This is a genomic window from Vibrio sp. E150_011, assembly GCF_053544015.1.
Genome location: NZ_JBHFOL010000001.1, coordinates 80,075 through 101,540 on the forward strand (window position 1 = coordinate 80,075; position 21,466 = coordinate 101,540).

At 43.1% G+C, this 21,466-nt stretch carries 18 protein-coding genes; 4 read left to right on the forward strand and 14 right to left on the reverse strand.

Annotated features, from left to right (window positions below):
- Positions 1–4: 4 nt before the first annotated feature.
- From ACE1OE_RS00225 to pdxR, 10 genes are all read right to left on the reverse strand, one after another.
- The gene (locus ACE1OE_RS00225; RefSeq protein WP_449209691.1) at positions 5–1,315 is read right to left on the reverse strand and encodes a hypothetical protein; all 1,311 of its coding nucleotides are present in this window, start codon (positions 1,313–1,315) and stop codon (positions 5–7) included.
- Complete coding sequence (locus tag ACE1OE_RS00230) at positions 1,315–2,469, reverse strand: hypothetical protein (protein WP_372061777.1); 1,155 nt, start codon at positions 2,467–2,469, stop codon at positions 1,315–1,317. Before ACE1OE_RS00230 ends, ACE1OE_RS00225 begins: the two co-directional genes overlap by 1 nt.
- The gene (locus ACE1OE_RS00235) at positions 2,456–3,124 is read right to left on the reverse strand and encodes a hypothetical protein (RefSeq protein ID WP_102469320.1); all 669 of its coding nucleotides are present in this window, start codon (positions 3,122–3,124) and stop codon (positions 2,456–2,458) included. Before ACE1OE_RS00235 ends, ACE1OE_RS00230 begins: the two co-directional genes overlap by 14 nt.
- A 3-nt stretch (positions 3,125–3,127) precedes the next feature.
- Entirely contained in the window at positions 3,128–4,066 is a 939-nt protein-coding gene (locus ACE1OE_RS00240) for a hypothetical protein (protein ID WP_449209692.1), read from the reverse strand.
- A gap of 2 nt (positions 4,067–4,068) precedes the next feature.
- Positions 4,069–5,373, reverse strand: coding sequence for a transglycosylase SLT domain-containing protein (locus ACE1OE_RS00245; RefSeq protein ID WP_449209693.1), 1,305 nt, complete (start codon positions 5,371–5,373; stop codon positions 4,069–4,071).
- A gap of 11 nt (positions 5,374–5,384) precedes the next feature.
- Positions 5,385–6,077, reverse strand: coding sequence for an ETEC_3214 domain-containing protein (locus ACE1OE_RS00250; protein ID WP_449209694.1), 693 nt, complete (start codon positions 6,075–6,077; stop codon positions 5,385–5,387).
- Positions 6,078–7,029: 952 nt separating this feature from the next.
- The gene (gene ald / locus ACE1OE_RS00255) at positions 7,030–8,151 is read right to left on the reverse strand and encodes an alanine dehydrogenase (RefSeq protein ID WP_449209695.1); all 1,122 of its coding nucleotides are present in this window, start codon (positions 8,149–8,151) and stop codon (positions 7,030–7,032) included.
- A gap of 76 nt (positions 8,152–8,227) precedes the next feature.
- Complete coding sequence (locus tag ACE1OE_RS00260) at positions 8,228–8,998, reverse strand: SDR family NAD(P)-dependent oxidoreductase (RefSeq protein WP_449209696.1); 771 nt, start codon at positions 8,996–8,998, stop codon at positions 8,228–8,230.
- Between the two features lie 39 nt (positions 8,999–9,037).
- Entirely contained in the window at positions 9,038–9,772 is a 735-nt protein-coding gene (locus tag ACE1OE_RS00265) for a TSUP family transporter (protein WP_449209697.1), read from the reverse strand.
- A gap of 305 nt (positions 9,773–10,077) precedes the next feature.
- Positions 10,078–11,574, reverse strand: a complete 1,497-nt coding sequence (gene pdxR / locus ACE1OE_RS00270; RefSeq protein ID WP_449209698.1) for a MocR-like pyridoxine biosynthesis transcription factor PdxR — start codon at positions 11,572–11,574, stop codon at positions 10,078–10,080.
- Positions 11,575–11,876: 302 nt separating this feature from the next.
- Here pdxR and ACE1OE_RS00275 point away from each other — a divergent pair, with 302 nt between their 5' ends.
- The 4 genes from ACE1OE_RS00275 to ACE1OE_RS00290 all read left to right on the forward strand — a co-directional run bounded on the left by ACE1OE_RS00275 (position 11,877) and on the right by ACE1OE_RS00290 (position 16,586).
- Complete coding sequence (locus tag ACE1OE_RS00275; RefSeq protein WP_372061767.1) at positions 11,877–13,277, forward strand: aminotransferase family protein; 1,401 nt, start codon at positions 11,877–11,879, stop codon at positions 13,275–13,277.
- Between the two features lie 413 nt (positions 13,278–13,690).
- Positions 13,691–14,710, forward strand: coding sequence for a taurine ABC transporter substrate-binding protein (gene tauA / locus ACE1OE_RS00280; RefSeq protein ID WP_372061766.1), 1,020 nt, complete (start codon positions 13,691–13,693; stop codon positions 14,708–14,710).
- Positions 14,711–14,760: 50 nt separating this feature from the next.
- Positions 14,761–15,612, forward strand: coding sequence for a taurine ABC transporter ATP-binding protein (locus tag ACE1OE_RS00285; RefSeq protein ID WP_102469329.1), 852 nt, complete (start codon positions 14,761–14,763; stop codon positions 15,610–15,612).
- Entirely contained in the window at positions 15,612–16,586 is a 975-nt protein-coding gene (locus ACE1OE_RS00290) for an ABC transporter permease subunit (protein WP_449209699.1), read from the forward strand. Before ACE1OE_RS00285 ends, ACE1OE_RS00290 begins: the two co-directional genes overlap by 1 nt.
- 441 nt (positions 16,587–17,027) lie before the next feature.
- Here the strand turns inward: ACE1OE_RS00290 and ACE1OE_RS00295 are convergent, their stop codons facing one another.
- The 4 genes from ACE1OE_RS00295 to ACE1OE_RS00310 form a co-directional block, all read right to left on the reverse strand.
- Positions 17,028–18,515: a tripartite tricarboxylate transporter permease gene (locus ACE1OE_RS00295; RefSeq protein ID WP_102469330.1), complete on the reverse strand. Its 1,488-nt coding sequence runs from the start codon at positions 18,513–18,515 to the stop codon at positions 17,028–17,030.
- 9 nt (positions 18,516–18,524) lie between these two features.
- A complete protein-coding gene (locus tag ACE1OE_RS00300; protein ID WP_102469331.1) occupies positions 18,525–18,971 on the reverse strand; it encodes a tripartite tricarboxylate transporter TctB family protein in 447 nt (148 codons plus the stop codon).
- 74 nt (positions 18,972–19,045) lie between these two features.
- Positions 19,046–19,972, reverse strand: coding sequence for a tripartite tricarboxylate transporter substrate binding protein (locus tag ACE1OE_RS00305; protein WP_372061762.1), 927 nt, complete (start codon positions 19,970–19,972; stop codon positions 19,046–19,048).
- A gap of 19 nt (positions 19,973–19,991) precedes the next feature.
- Positions 19,992–20,462, reverse strand: coding sequence for a hypothetical protein (locus ACE1OE_RS00310; protein WP_102469333.1), 471 nt, complete (start codon positions 20,460–20,462; stop codon positions 19,992–19,994).
- Positions 20,463–21,466: the final 1,004 nt, after the last annotated feature.

The following is a 21,466-nucleotide window of genomic DNA, read 5'->3' on the forward strand; positions in this document are numbered from 1 at the left end:
ACCCTTATTTCAAAATCAATTTATTGTTTGAGATGGAAGACATCGATAGACCACGGTCTATCGCTTGCTCAATTCGTGGAACATAGGTTTGGGCCAATAACTGAGTATCTAATAAGGTTCTAAATTCAACTTGAACCTTGTCTTGCTGGTTCATAACCGTTGCTTCACTAAATAACGACTCTGAGCGCAGCCATTCGGTCAAGCCTGCCAACTTAGCAGGTGTTAAAGCTGGCATGTCAATTGTGACCACCTTGCCGCCTAGCGTCGTGATGTGTTGCAACGCTTGCTCGACACTTACCGCAATCTCGTCTTGTGCTAATTCAAGGTTTACCGCAACAAGCCTAGACTCCACCACATCACTGTTTGGTAAGGTAATCATTTGCGGCACATTGGCCCAATGCGAGAGTTGCTGAGACAACCTATCAAGCAGCTGCATGTTGAGTGATAACTGGGCGGTATCTTCTAGGGGAATAAGCTTAGAGCTTGCTTTTATTATGATGTCAGCGTTGTCTGCTCTTAAACTGGTAATATAGCCAAGCTCACTTATCATCGTAGCCAGTGATGAAGTGACTTGGTCACTCTCTGCGTAAATAAAGAATCTTGGTTTACCAGCAAGATAATAGTCGTCATCGATGAACTGTTTTAAAGCAACCACGTCAATATCGACATTCATCAAAACCGTAATTTGGTCGGCATTATCGGTTTTGCCGGTATGATTAATTTGATCGAGCAATGTCCAATCTTTAATGAACGCTTGATGGGCTCGTGCCAGACTTTGATAAGGCTGAGCATCAACGACAAGTTGACTGATTGCCTGCATCACCGCCAGCTCAAAGGCATTATTTTGTGCAGTGTGAATAGCGGTCATAGAGCTTGAGGCATGCCCAACTGCTTCTATTCTGAAGCTGGCCTCAAGCGCTTCGTCATGCCAGATCCAATTCTCGCCATGGTCTGACGTATTGTTAAGTGGTAGCACTGCTGAAACGCAGCTTTCACTGCCATGCAAGAAACTTTCACCCAGCGTTACGGTGAACTCGCCATTACCATGGGCTCGCTCAAACCCAGCGACGTCCCACAGTTGTGCCTCGTATTCTTTTACTTGCCTGCTGGTTAATGCTGCATACGCCGTTCGATATGCCTCGACAGCTTGGGTGTTTGCCTGTACCTGTGCGCGCTCAATAACGGATGCACCCCGCCCATAGACGCAAGATGAATAAACCAATTCGGCGTGGTCTTTTTGAAATATGAATTCACTGGCAGTAGCGTTCATAGACAAAAAGATGGCGCTAGATAGCGCCAATCTTAATATCATCATTACAATGTCCCACTCGCGGAGATTCTATGTTCGAGGAACCCTTGTGGTGTGCCCACACTCACTGCAAAAAGCTTCGCATCTCGCGCTGGGCGATAGATATTACCATCTGCTTCCTGTTTGATACGCTTGGCATCTTTTGAATCCTTCCAACGTACGATTCGTCCTTGCGACTCGATATCACTAGGGTTAACCCGTGCAACGCCAACCGGCTCAGCAAAGCCAAGGCTATATTCAAACACGACCATGGTTTCATCTGGCAAAATACCTGCATTTTGCCCACGATCTAACGAGATCCTGTCGCCACGAATACCGATCACTTGCGCCGTCGCGGGCATCTCAGACAACATACGGCTCAAGGCAATGCCAAAGCCACGTGTCGACATATCGTTTAGTACCGCAGATACCGCATTAGCGTCATAGATATCAAACCCGCCTTCTATTTTCCCAGATTGCATCCAGAATTTCATTTCGTCTAGCGACTTAACATCACCAGTACGAACCTTTATCTTACCGACATTTGGATAGCTGATTTTTTCTTTGGTATAAGGGTCAACAAACCCGACAGTAAAATCGAGACTGAGGTCGACAAGGTTGGTTGAACCACCAGTCACGAGCTCGCCGGTTTTCACCGAATCGATAGTCATGGCGTAATCCGGGTGAAGCACGCCATTTTTCATGCGGCTTGCCAGCTCACTGTCAGACATTCCTTGGATAGAATCGCCAAGGAATGAAACCGAACGGTCATCACCGGTCACAATACGAAATCGATTTAATCCAACCAATTGGTTTTCAAATTGATTTAATAACTTACGCCCATCATAAGCTCGAACCGACGACAACCAGTCATTCGGATTTTCAGTATCAGCTGTAATAGGATCGCTCATATACAAACGCAGTACTTTCTTACTCAATGGACAGTCAGGATGCTCACTGTTGACTTCAAAAGTACATTTATCCAAACCACGGGTACTGTAATACGCTGGTAACTCGATATCGTTGTCTTTAAATGCTTCTGGCGCCTTGCCATATTCATAGCCAGATGCCCCATTTTGTGTCGCGGTTTGTAAGCGACTTTCTGCCCTTTCTGTCGATTGGCAACCTACAAGAGTCAAGGCAGACAATACACTGAGAGTCAAAACACTACGACGCATCATTGTTTCGCTCCACACGGGCTTGAATGGCTTTATCGGCTTCCTCCATCTCTTTGATAAAGGCTTGCTCGGCACTGATTAGGCCGTTGCTTTCGCTAATCAAGGAAACACGCGTTTTCATCTCATCATAAACGAACCCAATTGGATGCTCTTCTGGGTCAATAGCCCCTGTCACCATTTTGATTGCTTCTGCTTGAGCAATTGGTACCGCATTTTCGGCATAGACCTGAGCGACGGTTACCGATTGAACACCTAAATTCACTGCGAGGTCTAAGTTAGCACTAAAAATGTCACCCTGGGCTTTGGTATAATCGTCATATTTTTTCTTTAGCTTTGGATCTTGGTCCAGAAGAACAATAATCTCCTCCTTAGACTTATCTGCATGGATAGCGAAAAACTGCTCTACGTCTTTATGATTTTTACGTATTTCTTGGTACTTCCCTGTCACCTCACATTGACGCTGCGCCACCGTCAGTATTGCCATTGAAGCAGTATCAAAAGAAGGCGAATACTTCGTAAAGTCTTGAGTATGTTCCTGACATTGTGAATCAATATTAGTGAGCAACTCTTCACGGTCGTCCCAAACACCTACCTGAGTTGACATACAGCCAGTAAGCATGACCGAACCCATCACTAACGATAACAGTTTAATTTTCACAATTTATACTCCGAGTATATCAATCAAAATGTCCTCACCGACATCATTCAATAACAACTGATGCGTAGCATCCTCTGCCGATTGAAGTGAATCAGATGGTGGACTTATATAGTTATAGTGTTTCGTAAAAATTGATTGGTGTTGACCCTTTTGTCGCAACTCAATCTTTACATCTTCTTTAATTAAGAACTTGTTATTTCTCTTTGCATTCTGACGCTTTACTGATACAAAAAACTGATAATCGACTTCGCCTTCAGTTGCCAAACCCTTTTGACGTAATGAGTCAGACAATATTGACGCAATTCGCTGGCCACTCATATTATTAACAACCGTCCAACCACCTAAAGATATTAATACCTTGACCTCTCTATTTATTTGGATGTAGTCATTCATCCATTGTTTAGATTGGGCGTTGAGTTCCTTTTTCTGCTCTAGTCCAATAAGAATACTGTGCATAACCTGAACCGTATCGAGCTTCTTTTCTAGCAATAATAGAGTTCGAATCGAGTCTAGTGGTGTTTGGTTCCGAATCGCTTCAAGCTCAATTTTTGCTTCTGACAAACCTGCAATAATTTTATTTATGTAAAATGCAGACATCACTGTTCGATTAATACTGATCGTAACGCTTGATTGACCATCAACATATGTGTTGTCTTTAATATTGTACGGGGGAAATGGTACTGAGTCGGTCTTAAGTAACGACGTCTCTCTAAACATTTCATTTATCTCGCCATTGTTAAACTCTGACAATGATTCTGTCGTCACTTGTATTTGTGACGACATTCTTTGGGCGAGCGCCGCTAATGCACTTTTTTCAGCCCTAATTTGATCCGAACCAATACCTAGACTATAAATGCTTTCACTATTATCTTTGGGCGTAACAATTCCTGCTGTGGTATGACAAGATATCATCACAGACAATATTATTATTAACTGTTTCATTATTAACTCTCAGCAGCGTAGTCTTTTTGTCTCTTAGTTACTTTTTTCAAATAGTTGATTGTCTCTTCATACGGTAAATTATTAATTAAGGTGTCGTAAACCTGATCTGGCGTCATTGTATTTATTTTCATGGCTGCACTTTTTATTCTTCTTTCGCCAAACGCTTTTGCTACATTACCGGCACCGGTATTATAGGCCGCAATCACACAGTACTCTCTACTTTTAGGGTCTTCTATCTCACGCAAGTAACGCGTGTTTAATATGTCTAGATAACCGGTTCCAGCTTGAATGTTGTAACTAGGCTTATATAAGTCCGCCTCATTCATTGGCTTATCCACCTTATGAACAATACGATTTACATCATGGCCAGCACTGGTTGTTACCACCTGCATTAAACCAAATGCAGGGATGGGCGAACGAGCACTAGGGTTGAAGCTAGACTCGGAATGCATAATCGCCAACACAAGCTCTGGTTTAATATTAAACACTTCACTTTGGTGATATATATCGGACAAATAAGGATCAATCCGCTTCTTTAAGCTATCACTCGGCATCCTAACTTTTAGGCTTACTACCTTCTTCTTGGGCGTGGTCTCTCGTACAGGGTCGACTTGATCCCGCTGGCTTTCAAAGCTCTCACTGACGCTCGTCATACGCGTTTTTGCCTGGCTAACCAACTGTGTTTTTTGCGCATCAATGATAGTGGGGTCAAGCTCTCTCCCAGCTTGTTCAGCAAGTAACTCTGCCTCTTTATCTATCTGTTGTAACTGTGAATTCGTCTGACTTACGATATCTTGCAGCGCTTGCTTCTCAAAATCTGGATCATAGGTTAATGAGCGCTCAGAGGCCTCACTAACATCCAAAGTCGCCAGTGACTTTGTGTCCATTCCCGTGTCCGTTTTTAGCGACTCAGTTAATTGTTGTTGCAGCGCGATTTTCATTTCGTCCATATCGACATTGTCATCGACAATCACTTCAATAGTTACTGTTTCTTGTTCGTAATCGACCACTGTCCGAGAGGCATTGCTCGCGTCATAAACAACCTTACTGTGGCTATCTGAAATTTGCGCATCACCCCAGGTTTCTATCGATTGTGACCGCTCGCCATCCCAGCGCTTGATATACTCTTCACGCCATGAAGCATATTCCAGCATGTGCTCTTTATACCATTCTTGAAACTGCTTTTGTTCTGCCTCTTTAGACAGATACGCACTCTGGACTTCTCTATCCAAATTAGAGAATGGGTTATCGCTTGCAAAGGAAACAAATGTTGAGAACAATGTAATTGTAATTAAATGATATTTCATTATATGACCTATTAAGAGAAATACGTATTGAATTCAAATTTAGTTAGCATCATTTCCAACATCACATCACGTGGAAGCTCTGATACTGTAAACGTGTTAATTTGGTTTTCTCTTAGCTTATCTTTATATTGGTTAAATGATGCATCATCTCCAAGAACATAAGCTTGATCCAGTAATTGTATGGTTTCATTACTTATTGATTGCGCCGTATTGTAATTGTACATTCCGACCATTAATTGATGAAACATAGCATCTCGGCCTAATTCCATGACATCGATATAGTAATTTGAACTACCACTTTCAAAATGGCTATCATCAGGTGACGATATAATATTTTTCAATGACTCATCAAATAGTTTATAACCCACATATGGAATACTCGGACTAAAATCAGTATTTAGTGCTTGGATAGAATAAGCTGCAACTCGACTCTCTTTTACAGCCACACTCAACATGAACTTACCATAATTGAAGTAATTAAACTGAACCTGACTATCAATTGACGATGATTTAACCGCTTGAGGTAAGCCAGATTGTAACTTCACATAGTCAAATGAATGGCCAACAGTAATCTTTGAAATCAATAAATACTCATTTTCATTCGTCCATGTTGCCTTGATTTTTTGGTACGTATTGACCAAAACAGTCTCAGTATCATTCCAACTTCCTATTGAAATAATGACCGCAGCGATTGAAATAATCATCGCCTTGAACTTTTTAAGAATCCCTGTAACAACCATACTATCAGAACTAACTTATTTAAATAAACACACTACTTGGTTGATGATTTTATACCATGACAAATACTGCTATTCAAATTATGTCATATAAGAAAATAGTATTTATGATAATATTCAAAGTAACAGAATTAATATTTCTTTCATTGCTATGACATTTAACAGGCCATGTCATGAGATGGTCAAGCTCTTGATTTTAATGAGATAAATATTAAAACTTATAGGAAGGAGATTTAGCAACTAAAAATGGTCAAATTTATAATTTGAATAAAGATCATATTTTTCTTTTTTTTATCGCAAAAAAATATTAGCTTTTATAACACCAATGTGACGACGATCACATTGATTATATTGAACTCATCACTACTTGATTGTTAAGTTGATCAAATAAGAACATAAATAGCATACTGTTCTACGCTTATATATTCGATTCCCTTTCCTCTAATAGTCATTTTTAAAATAATCTGATCATTGCTCATCAGCCTGCTTTAAAACAACAAAACAGAATAGATAAGCAAGAATAATATTTATTGATAGAAGTAGATGTATGGCCAACTTATCAAGAGAACGGCACCTCCAGCATTGAGTAGTGGTTGGACGAACGAATATACACAAACAGACTAATGTACACATACAAACTAATGGATACACAAAATCAAGGCGCATAGCCAAACTAAGCACCTTCCTAAAAGCCTATACGAGTTAAGGGTCACTCTACAGCGACATTTTAACGAGATGCGCAACGCTGTCTTAAAAAGAAGCGTTGCGCTTTGGGTAGTTTGATGAACCTCGACATAATTTTACCGCTGGTTGCCTCGCGATGCTCAAAGCGGCGACAAAAACGACAAAGACTAGCGATTCAAAAGCAAGTTCAAACTACGTTGAGACGTTTATACAAAAACAAATGAGCAAATGGCATCTAAGCGACAGCGAGTGCACTATCATATTGAATAAACGACAAGTCTAGGCTAGTCGCAACGCTTTGGTTGGTTACTTTGCCATGAATGACGTTCAATCCATTAAGCAGGTGGCTGTCAGTTAATAATGCCTTTTTATAGCCTTGGTTCGCTAGTTTTAAGATATAAGGTAACGTGGCGTTGTTGAGTGCAAATGTCGAAGTTCGAGCCACCGCCCCAGGCATATTTGCCACACAGTAATGCACGACCCCATCAACGATATAAGTTGGCTCTGCATGCGTGGTAGCCTTTGACGTTTCAAAGCACCCTCCTTGGTCAATCGCCACATCGACAACCGCGCTACCGGATTTCATAGCGCTGATCATATCTTTAGTGACGAGCTTAGGCGCTGCTGCACCTGGAATCAAAACCCCACCAATAACTAAATCAGAGTTAAGGACCGACTCTTCTAGGTTGTGTTGATTGGAATAGACGGTCTTAACTGCATTGCCAAATTGTGCACCGACACGTCTCAGGGTATCGACATTATTGTCTAAGATTGTGGTATCTGCCCCCATTCCAACGGCCATCTGCGCCGCATTTACGCCCACAACACCACCACCAATAATTGTCACCTTAGCCGGGGCAACACCGGCTACGCCACCAAGTAATAAGCCAATACCGCCTTGGGATTTTTCTAAGCACGCCGCGCCAGCTTGAATTGACATACGTCCAGCCACTTCAGACATTGGCGCGAGCAAAGGCAGACCGCCATTTGCGCTAGTAATAGTTTCATACGCAATACACACCGATTCACTTGATATCAGGTCTTTTGTTTGCGCCATATCTGGAGCTAGGTGAAGATAGGTGAATAACAACTGATCAGGACGCAATCTGGCGCGCTCTTCAGCTAACGGTTCTTTTACTTTAACGATCATATCTGCTTGAGCAAACACTTCTTCTGCAGTATCTAAAATGGTTGCGCCAGCACTTACGTACTCGTCATCACCGCAAAGGATCCCTAATCCTGCACCTTTTTCTATATAAACAGTGTGGCCTTGCCTAGTGACTTCTAACACACTCGCGGGTGTCATACCTACGCGGTACTCATGGATTTTAATTTCTTTTGGTACACCGATCTTCATAATAGATTTCCTTCCTATAGCATTAAATTTCTGATTATTCGTTACGTAGAATGAATTGGATTTGCTTGAGACAACGTCAGTTCTGTTTGACCACTTTAAAATTGTCCCATGCTTGACTCGTGGGCATCACCTCAATGCTATTGATATTGATATGGCTAGGTTGCTCAGCTATCCATAGCATGATGTCTGCGATATCTTCGGGTTGCAGTGGATTAGTCCCATCGTAGATTTGGTTGTATTTCGCTTGGTCGCCATTAAAACGCACTAAACTAAATTCGCTCTCTGATAAACCTGGCTCTAGGCTTGTGATTCGCAAACCGCTTCCTGCAACATCACAACGAAGATTTCGAGAAAACTGGGCGACAAACGCCTTGCTGGCACCATAAACATGCGCACCTGGATAACACCAATTGGACGCAATGCTTGCTAAATTAATAATGCTGCCTTTAGGTTGGTCAAGCATCAGTGGTAGCAATGCATGCGTGACGTTCACTAAACCAGTGACGTTGGTGTTAATCATGGTATGCCAATCAGCAAGTTGGGCGTTTTGAGCCGGGCTCGCGCCAAGTGCCAAGCCTGCATTATTGATAAGTACTTCAACATTCGAGAACTCTACCGGCAGCGATGCGACAAGCGCTTTGACCGCTTCAGCGTCTCTTACATCCAATGTCGCAACATGAACCGAGCAATATTCACCCAATTCATCGGCAAGGCTTGCTAGGCGTTCAAGTCGCCGCCCAGTCAGTACCAAGGAATATCCTTGTTGACCAAATAGGCGAGCTGCCGCCTTACCGAAGCCTGATGTTGCTCCAGTAACGAAAACGGTGGGGAGCATTAAATCGTTCATATCTAATTCCTTTTATTAATTAATTGACGACGCTATCGCTTATATAAGGAGCATCCATGCCGCTCTAAATAATGTGAACGCAGAAACAATCAGCAGTAAGTAATAAGCAAGGCTATGAACCCTGGCCACGTTCTTATAGTGATAAATCGCCTTGCCGATCAGAACCGAAACAAATGCAATTCCGGTGTAGAGTACTGGGAAGTCCGGTAGCACCTGCCACTGTTTTGTCACTGCATAACTGCTGCCAACGGCAAAGCAGGTCGTCAAAAAAAAGTAGCTGATTAGGCTGTTACGTTGATGCTCAACACTTAAGGCACTGTTACGCATATAAATCACAACTGGTGCACCACCCGCTGACACAGCACTTGTCGTCCATCCTGACATAAACCCACAAAGCAGCGCCGAACCGGATAGTTTTTTTATCAAACGACCTCTGCTTTTACTCATGATGGCAAGCAGCAATACTGTTGTTGGCACAAGTATGCGCAATACACTATCAGGCAGATTAAATAACAACCAAAACCCAACTGGAATTCCTATTCCCGTTGTTACTAACACCGGAGTTAATGCTGAAAAGTTAGTTTTGTTCCAGCTATCGACGACCAAGGGAAGCGAAACAATTAAATCAACCATTAAAACCGCCGGTACCATATCTGCAACGGAGTAAAACATCGATAACACCAAAATAACCAATGCAGAAAAACCAAACCCTGTATAACCGCGTACGAGACCCGCGATAACTAACGTAAGAATAATAACCAGGTGTATTAACATTGTTTCCTCTAGTGCTTCTTCAATCCTTAACGCTTGTCATCAGATTAATCGGCTTAGTCAGCTCCAGTTAGTACCAGTTAAGGGTAATTATGGGGTCAGCGAATTTCGATAGCAGACGAGAGGGTTGAAGAAAGTAAAGATTGGGCGATATATAGGTGCGGCAGGTCACTAACAGCTTATAATGCGGCGTTTCGATGTAGGAACAAGACCACGAGGACCATGGCCTTATTTTAGTTTGTTTGATGGGGAGGGCTTGGCAAGATAAAGAGTAACAAGGTGGCTTTGCTTTAACATTCGACTTTTATTTACGTTATGTTTAAAGGAGGAAGTAACGATGCCAATTTTTTGATACCCAACTCAATCTTGTCATCATCGATAGCTGAATACCCCAACCGTATATATCGCCTACTGTCTCGATGAAACCGAGCGAAGTGCACAGTCCCTGGTTCGACAATCACACCCACAGCGTTGGCGCTTTGCACGAATTTCTCACAATCGACAGAAAGCGGTAACTTGAGCCAAAAGGCACTGCCACCGACCGTATCAGTGGTCACGCATTGCGGTAGGTGTTGATTGATGGCATCCCTCATAATTGTCCAACGTTGCTGATAACTATAACGAAGCTTTCTTAAGTAAGTATCGTAATACCCCAACGAAATAAACAGCGCGCAGGTTCTTTGATTGTTAGCGGGTGGGTGACGATACATCAAACGTCTCAAGGCGCGAGTCGCCGAAATCAGCGGCGCTTCTGCGACCATGTAACCAAGCCTCAGTCCCGGAGACAAGGATTTAGACAGGCTTCCGATGTAGATCACTCGGCTATTAGTATCGAGACTTTTTAGTGATGGGCTCGCCTTGCTTAAAACGTTGACCTCACTTTCATAATCATCCTCAATAATAATGAAGTCGTATTTTTCTGCAGCGGCGAGTAATGCCTTGCGCCTTTGCATCGGCATAGTGACATTTGTGGGTACTTGATGGCTAGGTGTGACATACACATAATCACACCGTATCAGCGATTCGTTAATTTCGATCCCTTGAACATCGAGTGTCAGCGGTATGACATTAGCGCCGTGAGACGCAAATATATTACGCGCATCGGGATAACCAGGCTCTTCAACACCAAAGTTCACCTGCTCGTCGGCTAATAACTTAGCCAGCATATACAATGAGTTTTGAGTGCCGATCGTCACCAAGATCTGTTCTTCTTTGGCTTGAATCCCCCGCTTGGTCAATACATTACTCTTCAGTTGCTTGACTAAAGCCGGGTCATCACAATCTATTGAGTCTGAGATCCAATCTTTAACCACTTGGTAGCGTTGCGACAGACGGCAGCATTCACGCCAATGGTTTAGAGGAAATAGAGAGTGATCGGGTTGGCCAAAGACAAATGGATAAGGGAAATCTTGCCAGTTCTTTGGTTTAGATATGTTGCGCTGCGTACTGAGGTCATGCTTCAGACGGCTGTTCCAAAATCGCGCAGATTTTGCACCAGTGTAGTAATCATTACCGAGATCATGTTGCGCAGGGGAAGTGCTCAGCTCGTCCCTGAGTATCTCAGGACAAGCATAGTAGCCGCTTCTTTCTTTAGAAACCAACATCCCCTCATCGACTAACTTATCGTAAACCAAAACAACGGTATTGCGTGATACCCTAAGCATCGACGCCATCTTACGACACGACGGCAGTGCATTATTAGCAAAGATACCATTGCGAATCGCGTCCAGTAGGTGCTCACGAATTTGTTCTTGTAAGCTTCGTTCTGGCGAAAACTGGATATGAACTAAATGATCACTTTTCATCTTATACCTGTGAAAGTAAGTCGAATGATCAGAGATTAGCATTATCCATGCCATACATAATCACACGGTTTCATAGCTTATTTTATCCCCCATTTTTTTACGGCGGAGATCGTAGTTTCGATATCAGATCGTCTGGCTATTTAAACGGTTAGCTCTAGCCATGAACCATGCCACATTCCATCAATTAGTATCAGCCCCCCTAACATCAATAACTATCTGTCCCCATAAATAGATGCAACTGGCGCTACTGGATTAGTACTGACCTTGTCTATCGTGTTCTAACACTAGTAAGGAGAACGATTATGGAAAATGGATTGTCTACCCCTAATTTCATCAATGCGGATACCAATGAAAAACAACAAATAGTCGATTGGGACCGACGACACGTATGGCATCATCTCACTCAGCATGCGACGTTGGAAAAACATGACCCGCTTGTCATGTCTCATGGCGAAGGGATCCATGTATGGGACATTAACGGCAAACAATACTTAGATGCCTCATCGGGTGGCGTATGGTGTGTCAACGTTGGCTATGGCAGAGAAAGAATTGCAAATGTTATTCGCGATCAAGCACTTAAGCTTAACTTCTTTGCAGGCACTGCTGGCACACCGGTATTGGCAGCCTTCGCCAACAAACTTATAGAAAAAATGCCTGGCATGAGTCGGGTGTATCTCTCAAATTCCGGCTCAGAGGCCAACGAAAAGGCATATAAAATCGTTCGTCAAATCGCGCACCAAAAATACGGCGGGAAAAAGCATAAGATTCTCTATCGTGAAAGAGACTACCATGGTACGACCATCACGTGTTTGAGCTCTACAGGCCAAGAAGAACGCCGCAAGCAATACGGCCCATTCACTCCTGGTTTTGTTGAGTTTCCACACTGCTGTGAATACCGCAGTCAATTTGGTGACATCGATGACTATGGCGTCAAAGCGGCGCAACAATTAGAGTCAGTAATTCTTCAAGAAGGTCCCGATACCGTTGGGGCGATTGTTATCGAGCCAATTACCGCTGGAGGAGGCGTCATTACACCACCTGCAGGTTACTATGACGAGGTTCAACGCATTTGCCGTCAATACGACATCCTCATTCATGTCGATGAAGTAGTATGTGGACTTGGCAGAACCGGTAAATGGTTTGGCTATCAACACTACGGTCTTAAGCCAGACATCGTTACCATGGCCAAGGGGGTTGCCTCAGCTTATGCCGCTATCTCATGTACCGTCACAACAGAAGCAATATTTGACTGTTTCAAACAAGCACCTGACGACAAATATAATGCGTTTCGAGACATTAGTACCTTTGGTGGGTGCACCATTGGTCCTGCCGCTGCGCTAGAAAATATTAAAATCATTGAAGAAGAGAACTTGGTGCAGAACGCCGCGCACATCGGTGAATACTTATTTGCACAACTCAAGCAATTAAAAAGAAAATATCCCATCATTGGTGACGTTCGTGGACAAGGCTTGTTCTTAGGTATGGAACTTGTCAAAGACCAACAAACTAAGCAGCCTGTCCATGAATCTACTTTAGTTAAGTTCGCAGCGTTATGCATGTCAAAAGGCTTGATTATTGGGCGAACAAATCGTTCATTCGAAACTTTTAACAACACCCTTTGCCTCAGTCCTCCGTTAACCATATCAAGTAAAGAGGCCGATGATATTATTACCATTTTAGATGAAGCGTTTAGTGAATTGTAATCACCAGCTCATCCAATAAACAGAGGTTAATTACCTTCGAATACACAAGCTGCCTGAGGTCGGTATGTGTTTCCAGATTAATTAATAGTCAAACGCTACCGACGAATAATCCGAACAAAAAATGGCCCTTGTCTTTCTAGTCGAGGGCTTTTTTATGTGCTCACTTTCTATCTCTTTTTTCTCGGCTGACTTCATTCCATATTTTGAAAGGAACTCAATTTCTTCTACATAAATTGGCGATTGAGATGCATTTCATCATTAGACTTCTGAGCTATTTTATATCCAAAGCCAAGCACTACCTTGGTGCTTGGCTTTGGTGCAGCCTTGGACCAATAAGAAAACATTCTGGTACTACATCCCTGCCACACTTCCTCTTATTGTGGTGCTGTCATCAAATACATAAGGAAGTGACCATGAAAATCTCAACATTAAACTGGATAAAAATCACTACATTACTCGGTACATTAGTGTGTTCAATGAGTACCTTTGCTGCTAAGGAGGTCACCATTGGCTACCAGAGCATGTTCAATCCGATGAAGTATGCGATTGATCAAAAATTGGTCGAGAAAGAAACAGGTTATGAGATCAAATGGCGTAAGTTTGATTCCGGTGCCAAAGCCATCACAGCTATGGCGGCGGGCGCAGTAGACATGACCGTAGCAGGCTCGAGCCCTATTGCGAGTGCTGCCAGCAATGGCGTTGAAATGGAGCTAATTTGGGTGATGGAAAACATCGCTGACGCGGAAGCTCTAGTAGTAAAAAATAGCAGCGGTATTGCTTCTCCCGCCGATCTTCGCGGCAAGCGTATTGCCGTTCCTTTTGTATCCACGACTCACTTTCATATGCTGTTTGCCCTTGAACAATTTGGCCTATCAGAAAAAGACGTAAAACTTATCAACATGCAACCCAACGCGATTATGGCAGCTTGGTTGCGTGACGATATTGATGGTGCCTTTATTTGGGATCCCGCATTAGGAAAAATCAAACAAGATGGACATGTACTCATTACTTCAAAACAGCTAAGTGCATGGGGCACACCGACATTTGATGGAATGATTGCTAGCAAAGAGTTTATGGCGAAGAACGAAGAGTTCTTAACAAAATTTCTAACCGTATTGGCATCTGTTGATGAGCAATACCGTTCGGAGAAAGAAACCTTCAATGCTGATAACCCAATTGCAATCTCGGTGGCAAAAATAGTAGGCGGCGATCCAGATGGCGTCGTTGAAGCGATGAGTTTGTACGAATTTTTAGATGTTGATACGCAACTATCATGTCAATGGCTAGGTTGTGGCTTAGAAGGGGGCGCAACAAAAGCACTCAAAGCAACCTCTGAATTCCTACTTAAAGAGAAAAAAATCTCTGCATTGCAACCTGACTACAGCGTCTTCGTGAATCCATCATTTGTCGAGAAGACAAAAGAAAAACAATAAATAATCCCCCCAACGCTCAATAAACTATTTGTCTTATAAGGAATTAACCCATGTCTCTAGCAAAAACACTGAAGATTAAAGATGTCTCAGTCGTGTATCAAGATCGCCAGGGAGGAGACCCTGTTACTGCATTATCAGGGGTTAACCTTCAGATTGAACAAGGAGAACTCGTCGTTGCACTTGGCGCATCGGGTTGCGGAAAAACAACCTTGTTAAATCTAATGGCTGGGTTCATTTCCCCAACAGATGGATACCTAACTCTCGGTAACTCCGAGGTTGAAGGATTACCAAGAGTTACGTTAGGGCAAGATATCGGCGACCAGATCCTTGGTCCAAGCGCTGACCGGGGGGTTGTGTTCCAAAAGCATGCACTGTTTCCTTGGTTAACCGTACTAGAAAACACTGCTTTTGGGCTTAAGTTGCAAGGTGTTGATAAAGAAGAGCGAATTACGCGAGCCAAAAAATACCTAGAACTAGTCGGGCTCGAAGACTTCCACCACAGTAAGATCTATCAACTCTCAGGCGGTATGCAGCAACGAGTTGGTATTGCAAGAGCGCTTACTAATGACCCTAGCATCTTACTTCTTGATGAACCACTTGGCGCGTTAGATGCGCTCACACGTGAAACCCTTCAAGAATTACTCCTCGATGCATGGCAAACCACTAACAAAATGATGTTCTTCATTACTCACAGCGTTGAAGAAGCCTTGTTTATGGCCTCTCGTCTTATCGTTATGTCGCCAAGGCCGGGTCGTATCACGCACAGCTTCGAATTAGATTTCAATCGCCGTTTTTTAGAATGTAGAGATGCTCGCGCAGTCAAATCTCAACCCGATTTCATTGAGATGCGCGAACGGATCTTATCAATTATTCACCAAGATGAAACCGCGGAGGTCGCGTAATGAATGAAGCAATATTAAAGCCAAGCCACGACATAATGGCGCCTAATCAAAATAACGTGCTAAACGAAAGTTCATCACAATTTCAATCATCAAAGACGACGGGTCCTAAGCAAGAAGCAAGTAAGATTCACAATACTCCTCCATTTTATCTATTGATTCAGTGGATCAAAACACGTACGTTGACACCAGGTAATTATTACGGCGAACCGGGACAAGGTAACTCCAAGCTTATTTCAGTAGCTTCAAGCTTGTTCTTTATTGGTCTTTGGGCTTTCGTGACTGAATTTGGGATGGTCAAGCCACTGTTTTTGCCCTCTCCTTTTGCAGTATTCGATCGATTTATTGATTTAACCATCCACGGCTTCTCTGGTGTATCTCTCGGTGAGCACCTCACGGCAAGTCTCAGCCGCGTGTTTGGCGCTTTTATTCTCGCGGTTATAACTGCAGTACCTATCGGAATTTTGATCGGTTCAAACGTTTGGGTCCGCGGTATTTTTGATCCACTTATCGAATTTTACCGACCATTACCACCATTGGCATATTTGCCATTGGTTATTATCTGGCTGGGTATCGATGAAACAAGTAAGATCACTCTCATCTATCTTGCTATGTTCGCACCGATCGCTCTTAGTGCTCGCGCTGGCGTCAACTCTGCTCGCAGCGAACAAATTCAAGCCGCCTACTCTATGGGGGCGTCTAAAACACAAGTCTTGTATCACGTTATTATTAAAAGCGCGATGCCCGAGATCTTAACTGGCCTGCGTATTGGGATTGGCTTTGGATGGACGACGTTGGTCGCGAGTGAAATGGTCGCAGCAGAGGCTGGGATCGGGTTTATGGTACTTAACGCGGCGGAATTTCTGGTTACAGACGTGGTAATAGCTGGGATTGTCATGATAGGTATCATCGCCTACAGCTTTGACTTGTTCATGCGTTACTTAGAAAAACGTCTAGTACCATGGAAGGGCTATTAAACCCTCCTACACAATAAATATGACGACGTTCATCTCCAAATAGAGATATTGCTTTTTCCATTTTGACGCGATCAATATGTGCCTAAACGCCAAGGGGAACCCCTTGGCGTTAACATTTTAATGAAATAGTGCTATTACTGACGTATCAAAACAGGTGCTTTCATCGGCAAAAGTTCATACCCTGTCGATAGTCCTTCGCGTTGAACATTTTTTACCATTCCCCCCCTTCAAGCACTATCGGCTCCCACATATTCCAATTGATAAGAGTCATCTAGTAACCAATCGCTAAAACTGCCTGGTAAGTACATTGGCGATGTTAGGTTATCAAAATATACTCGGTTTCTCCTTTACAACCTGTTGGTACCATCACCGCAAGCATGGGTAACAAAAAGCAACCGAACTTTTTAATTAACCTCCCCCATTCATCCGACAATACCTATATCACGTGGAGTGAAGTTCCTGCTTTTTTTTCATTTTTAAGGTTGAGTACACAGAGAACACAGCCAAAACAATGAAGGCAAGTGCGATTGGCCGCTCGTAGAGGAACGACCAACTATTGTCGTACATTAGTAGAGACTTCCGCAAGTTAGTTTCCGCCATAGGTCCAAGGATAATAGCCAAGAGTATTGGTGAAGACGGGATTTCCAACTTACCCAACACAAACCCTAAGAACCCAAACGCAATCGCAATACCAATATCAAACATTGCGTTATTTATTGCGTAGGCACCGACAATTGAAAGGAAGATAATCACTGGAATCATCAGCATTTTTGGCACTTCAATAATACGGCAGAAGAAGCGTATACCGAGCAACCCAATCAATAGCATAACGACATTCGCTACCAGCATAGAGCTGAAGACGCCGTAAACCACTTCGGGGTTTTGAGCAAACAATAATGGGCCTGGCGTTAAACCCTGAACAATCAATGCACCTAACAGCACAGCGGCAACCGCATCACCAGGGACACCAAGCGTAAGTAAAGGCACTAATGAACCACCTGTTACGCCATTATTTCCGGCTTCAGCCGCCGCTAAACCACGCACTGAACCTTTACCAAACTCTTCTGGATTTTTAGAAGAACGTTTCGCTTCGTTGTAGCAAACAAACGCTGAAATATCCGCACCGGCGCCTGGCACAGACCCAATCGATGTACCCAATAAACCACTTTTTATTGCGGTTGGCATCATATCTTTGAGGTCTTTCTTACTCATCAAGCTACGGTCAAACTTAGGTCGCTCAACCTTTTTCTCAGACAGTATTTTTTCAAGCTGATTTAGCGCTTCTGAAAGTGCAAATAAACCAATCAGCACAGGAATAACATTAATCCCGCTATACAAATCCATAACACCAAATGTAAACCGAGGAACACTGCTTATTGGGTCCAAACCGACCGTTGAAATAAGTAAACCAATGGCACCGGCTAACAACCCTTTAAGGATATTTTTACCGGAGACACTAGCAATAATGGTCAGACCGAACACCGCCAAAGCAAAATACTCAGGTGCGTTAAATCGTAATGCAAAATCGGCAAGTAATGGGGCGATAGCGATTAAAATTATCGTACTGATCAAGCCACCAACAAAGGAAGCAACGGCTGAAATACTGAGTGCCCTCGCCGCTTGCCCTTTAGCTGCTAGGGTATGCCCATCCAGCACCGTCGCTGCCGATGCAGGGGTTCCGGGTGTTTTTAATAGGATTGCGGCAATCGATCCGCCATAAATACCGCCGATGTAAACACCAATAAGCATGACAAGTGCAGCGGTCGGCTCCATACCAAACGTGAATGGCAGTAAAATAGCCACCCCCATCGTGGCCGTGAGTCCAGGCAACGCACCCAAGATAATACCGCCAAGTACACCGAAGACTAGGACGGGGAAAACAGCAAGGCTAAATGTGGCCGACAGGCCACCGATTAAATGCTCTAACATAGCGGTCACCTAAAACAACGAACCTTCGGGTAAAGAAATTACAAACACTTCGCCAAATAAATAATAAATGCCAAAGACAAATGCCCAAGCGATTAAATAATAAAGTGGCTTAGTGATCTTAAATGCAACGAGATAAAACGTGAACGCGAAAAGCGTTGCGTATAGGTAACCGATGAAACTAATCAATACGGCATAACCGATAAGGAAACAAAACCCAAAAATAGATAACTTAGTGAAAACGGGGGATAGATTTTGTGGAATGCTGTTTTTTAATTTACTTTGAATCATCAAAGCAATGGAAATAATGATGATGGCGATGCTCACCACCATAGGAAAGAACTTGGCGTCAACACTCGCGTCTTGAAAGCGTGGTTCATTAAACTGACTTATGACAACAAGCGCTAATACACTGAATATGATCATAAGAGAAGGGAATACGATATTACGATCTTTCATATATCCGCCTCAATAAATACGTAAGAATGAGAAACGAAAAGCAGGAACGATAACCGTTCCTGCTTGATGACATGCTATTGGATTAGTTTACCCAGCGACTTTGAATCTTGGTCGACAAATTCTGTGAACGCTTGTGCGTCCATATTATGAATTGTCATTGCACCTTTCTCCATGAAGTCAATGAACTCTGGAGAAGCCATCGCTTGGTCAAACGCTTTGCCTAACGTTTCAATCACCTCATCTGGCGTGCCTTTAGGAGCGCCAATACCACGCCATGTACCTGTGATTACATCAACGCCTTGCTCTTTAAGAGTTGGAACTTCTGGGATGAAAGCAATACGTTCTTCTGACATTACGCCGAGTGCTTTGAGTTGACCGGAACGCAGTTGAGCAATGGCTTCCCCAGGTGTCACCATTGTTACATCGGTGTGTTTACCCAGTACTGCCGGGATCGCCTCTGACGCACCGTTGTAAGGGATCGCATTAAGCTTGATATTTTGGTCTTTTTCCAGAGCCATTAAGTAGAAATTAGGCGCAGCTGTTGAAGCAAACTTAACTTTCCCTTCTCCTTTTTTCGCTTCAGCAATCAGATCATTAATCGTGTTATAAGGGCTATCAGCGGAGACTAATACGACCGCTGGGTCTAGGTTAACCATACGAATCAAACGGAAGTCATCAGCGTCATGCTGCATTAAGCCCATTTGTGGTAGCGATGCAATTTCACGAGTCACTACAGTCAGCGTATAACCATCAGGTCGTTGCTGTGCACCGAAGCTCATTCCCACCGCTCCGGCACCACCTGTGCGATTCATGACCGCGATGTTTTGGCCCAGAACATCTTTCGCTGAGTTTGCCAGAGTACGGCCAACCGCATCTGTACCACCACCTGCGCCAAACGGGACAACAAGGCGTATATTTTTACTTGGGTAATCCGCTGCAATGGCAGATGTAGAAAGAATAATACCGGCAGTGATAAAGAGTTTTTTTAGTAAGTTATTCATAATATGACCTTTTGACCTATTATCGTGTTTGTTGTGTAGGGGTATTGGTTTTTATTGTTTGGTATTCACTGATTGTGATCTGTTCAATGGCTAAAGCAATCCAACTGCTCACTAGCATGTCGTACCATTGCTCTACTCCACTGCATGCCACCACTATATCGCCATAGACGAACGAGCCGTAGAACAGCACATCGCCCTCTCTAAGTGATGAAGGGTGTTGGGTTTGAAGTTGCATGTTAGGGCATGAATTTCGCCACGCTTGGTGGGCTTTTTTCTTTGCCAGTTCATCGAATGGAATTGTCCATTCGGTAGGGTTACCTAATGATACTTCCACTAAAATGGCTTCCTCGAATGAGGCTTCCCACGGTTTGATAGTTGGATCCATAACAACAATGTGAAGCTCTTTGCGATTCGTTCGTTCAAAGAGTCGCTCAATCGACGGTTTGGTGAGTTCGATTGCATCTAAAGCTATTGCTTTCGCGTTTCTCATACATAATCTCCTTATCTGCATTTACTATATTGTAAGACAAATTAAATTATTACTCGGGGTTCGACTAAATGATAATTTGGTCACATACGACTGAGGAGAATTGCGTTTTCGATCATGAATTAAAGGATGCTATGGATAAGAAAGGTGACCTATAACTGATTTATAACAAATAATCACCACGCAGAATTTTATATTCTAATAGTACATATGACGGATATTGATGCTAACTAAACTATCAATTCAGAGTATTTGTTCAATAACTTATTGTTTTTGATAAACAACTGACGAACGAGATGTGCTCTCTTGCCATTGTAACTATTGGGTAAACTCATAAAAGGTAAAGGTCTACGTCCAATATCAAGCTGCAAACAAGTTTGTACTCAGCCATCTATCTACATATTTGATAGTACGTAATTCGTTTCTCACTCCCGCCTAAGCTAAAGTTCGTTTTCTTAATTATTAAATCAACAAGGCAACACATGAACGACGCAATTGATCTGTTACAGATGTGCGTCATGGATGACCGAAATTTCATATTGGCTTTTATTACCGGCTGCGTATTTATGGCGCTCTGGTTTGAGTTTCGTAAGTTTAGAAATGCTTCCTCATCGCAACATGCAATGAAAGTAGATGAACATGAATCACGCTAGATTAGCCTCAAACTAGGTGGATAATAGCCCTGTGAACAAGTGCCTTGATTTCGTTATGAACGCTTTGTACCTCATTTAGCTCTTACTCAATCAACATATTTGCGTAACGTGTATGAAATCGAGAATGACCTCGGCCCCGAACCATAACTCTAGGCTCCAGTATTTACATCCCGAGCCCTAATTAGGGTGCTAGTGGACTCGTGCCACTAGTCATTTTTCGGGCTGACGATATGCATAGTTTAAGGGGTGAGTAAAAGTACCTTGACCGCAAATCATTTCGCCAATTGCAACTGGCTTGGTCATACGCTAGTTTCAGCGTTACCGATCGTTACATCGTTGCTTTACCTATAATGA

Coding starts and splice junctions, on each gene's coding strand:
- ACE1OE_RS00225 (WP_449209691.1), bottom strand. CDS start 1,315: ATGATGATATTAAGATTGGCGCTATCTAGCGCCATCTTTTTGTCTATG.
- ACE1OE_RS00230 (WP_372061777.1), bottom strand. CDS start 2,469: ATGATGCGTCGTAGTGTTTTGACTCTCAGTGTATTGTCTGCCTTGACT.
- ACE1OE_RS00240 (WP_449209692.1), bottom strand. CDS start 4,066: ATGAAACAGTTAATAATAATATTGTCTGTGATGATATCTTGTCATACC.
- ACE1OE_RS00245 (WP_449209693.1), bottom strand. CDS start 5,373: ATGAAATATCATTTAATTACAATTACATTGTTCTCAACATTTGTTTCC.
- ACE1OE_RS00250 (WP_449209694.1), bottom strand. CDS start 6,077: ATGATTATTTCAATCGCTGCGGTCATTATTTCAATAGGAAGTTGGAAT.
- ald (WP_449209695.1), bottom strand. CDS start 8,151: ATGAAGATCGGTGTACCAAAAGAAATTAAAATCCATGAGTACCGCGTA.
- ACE1OE_RS00260 (WP_449209696.1), bottom strand. CDS start 8,998: ATGAACGATTTAATGCTCCCCACCGTTTTCGTTACTGGAGCAACATCA.
- ACE1OE_RS00265 (WP_449209697.1), bottom strand. CDS start 9,772: ATGTTAATACACCTGGTTATTATTCTTACGTTAGTTATCGCGGGTCTC.
- pdxR (WP_449209698.1), bottom strand. CDS start 11,574: ATGAAAAGTGATCATTTAGTTCATATCCAGTTTTCGCCAGAACGAAGC.
- ACE1OE_RS00275 (WP_372061767.1), top strand. CDS start 11,877: ATGGAAAATGGATTGTCTACCCCTAATTTCATCAATGCGGATACCAAT.
- tauA (WP_372061766.1), top strand. CDS start 13,691: ATGAAAATCTCAACATTAAACTGGATAAAAATCACTACATTACTCGGT.
- ACE1OE_RS00285 (WP_102469329.1), top strand. CDS start 14,761: ATGTCTCTAGCAAAAACACTGAAGATTAAAGATGTCTCAGTCGTGTAT.
- ACE1OE_RS00290 (WP_449209699.1), top strand. CDS start 15,612: ATGAATGAAGCAATATTAAAGCCAAGCCACGACATAATGGCGCCTAAT.
- ACE1OE_RS00295 (WP_102469330.1), bottom strand. CDS start 18,515: ATGTTAGAGCATTTAATCGGTGGCCTGTCGGCCACATTTAGCCTTGCT.
- ACE1OE_RS00300 (WP_102469331.1), bottom strand. CDS start 18,971: ATGAAAGATCGTAATATCGTATTCCCTTCTCTTATGATCATATTCAGT.
- ACE1OE_RS00305 (WP_372061762.1), bottom strand. CDS start 19,972: ATGAATAACTTACTAAAAAAACTCTTTATCACTGCCGGTATTATTCTT.
- ACE1OE_RS00310 (WP_102469333.1), bottom strand. CDS start 20,462: ATGAGAAACGCGAAAGCAATAGCTTTAGATGCAATCGAACTCACCAAA.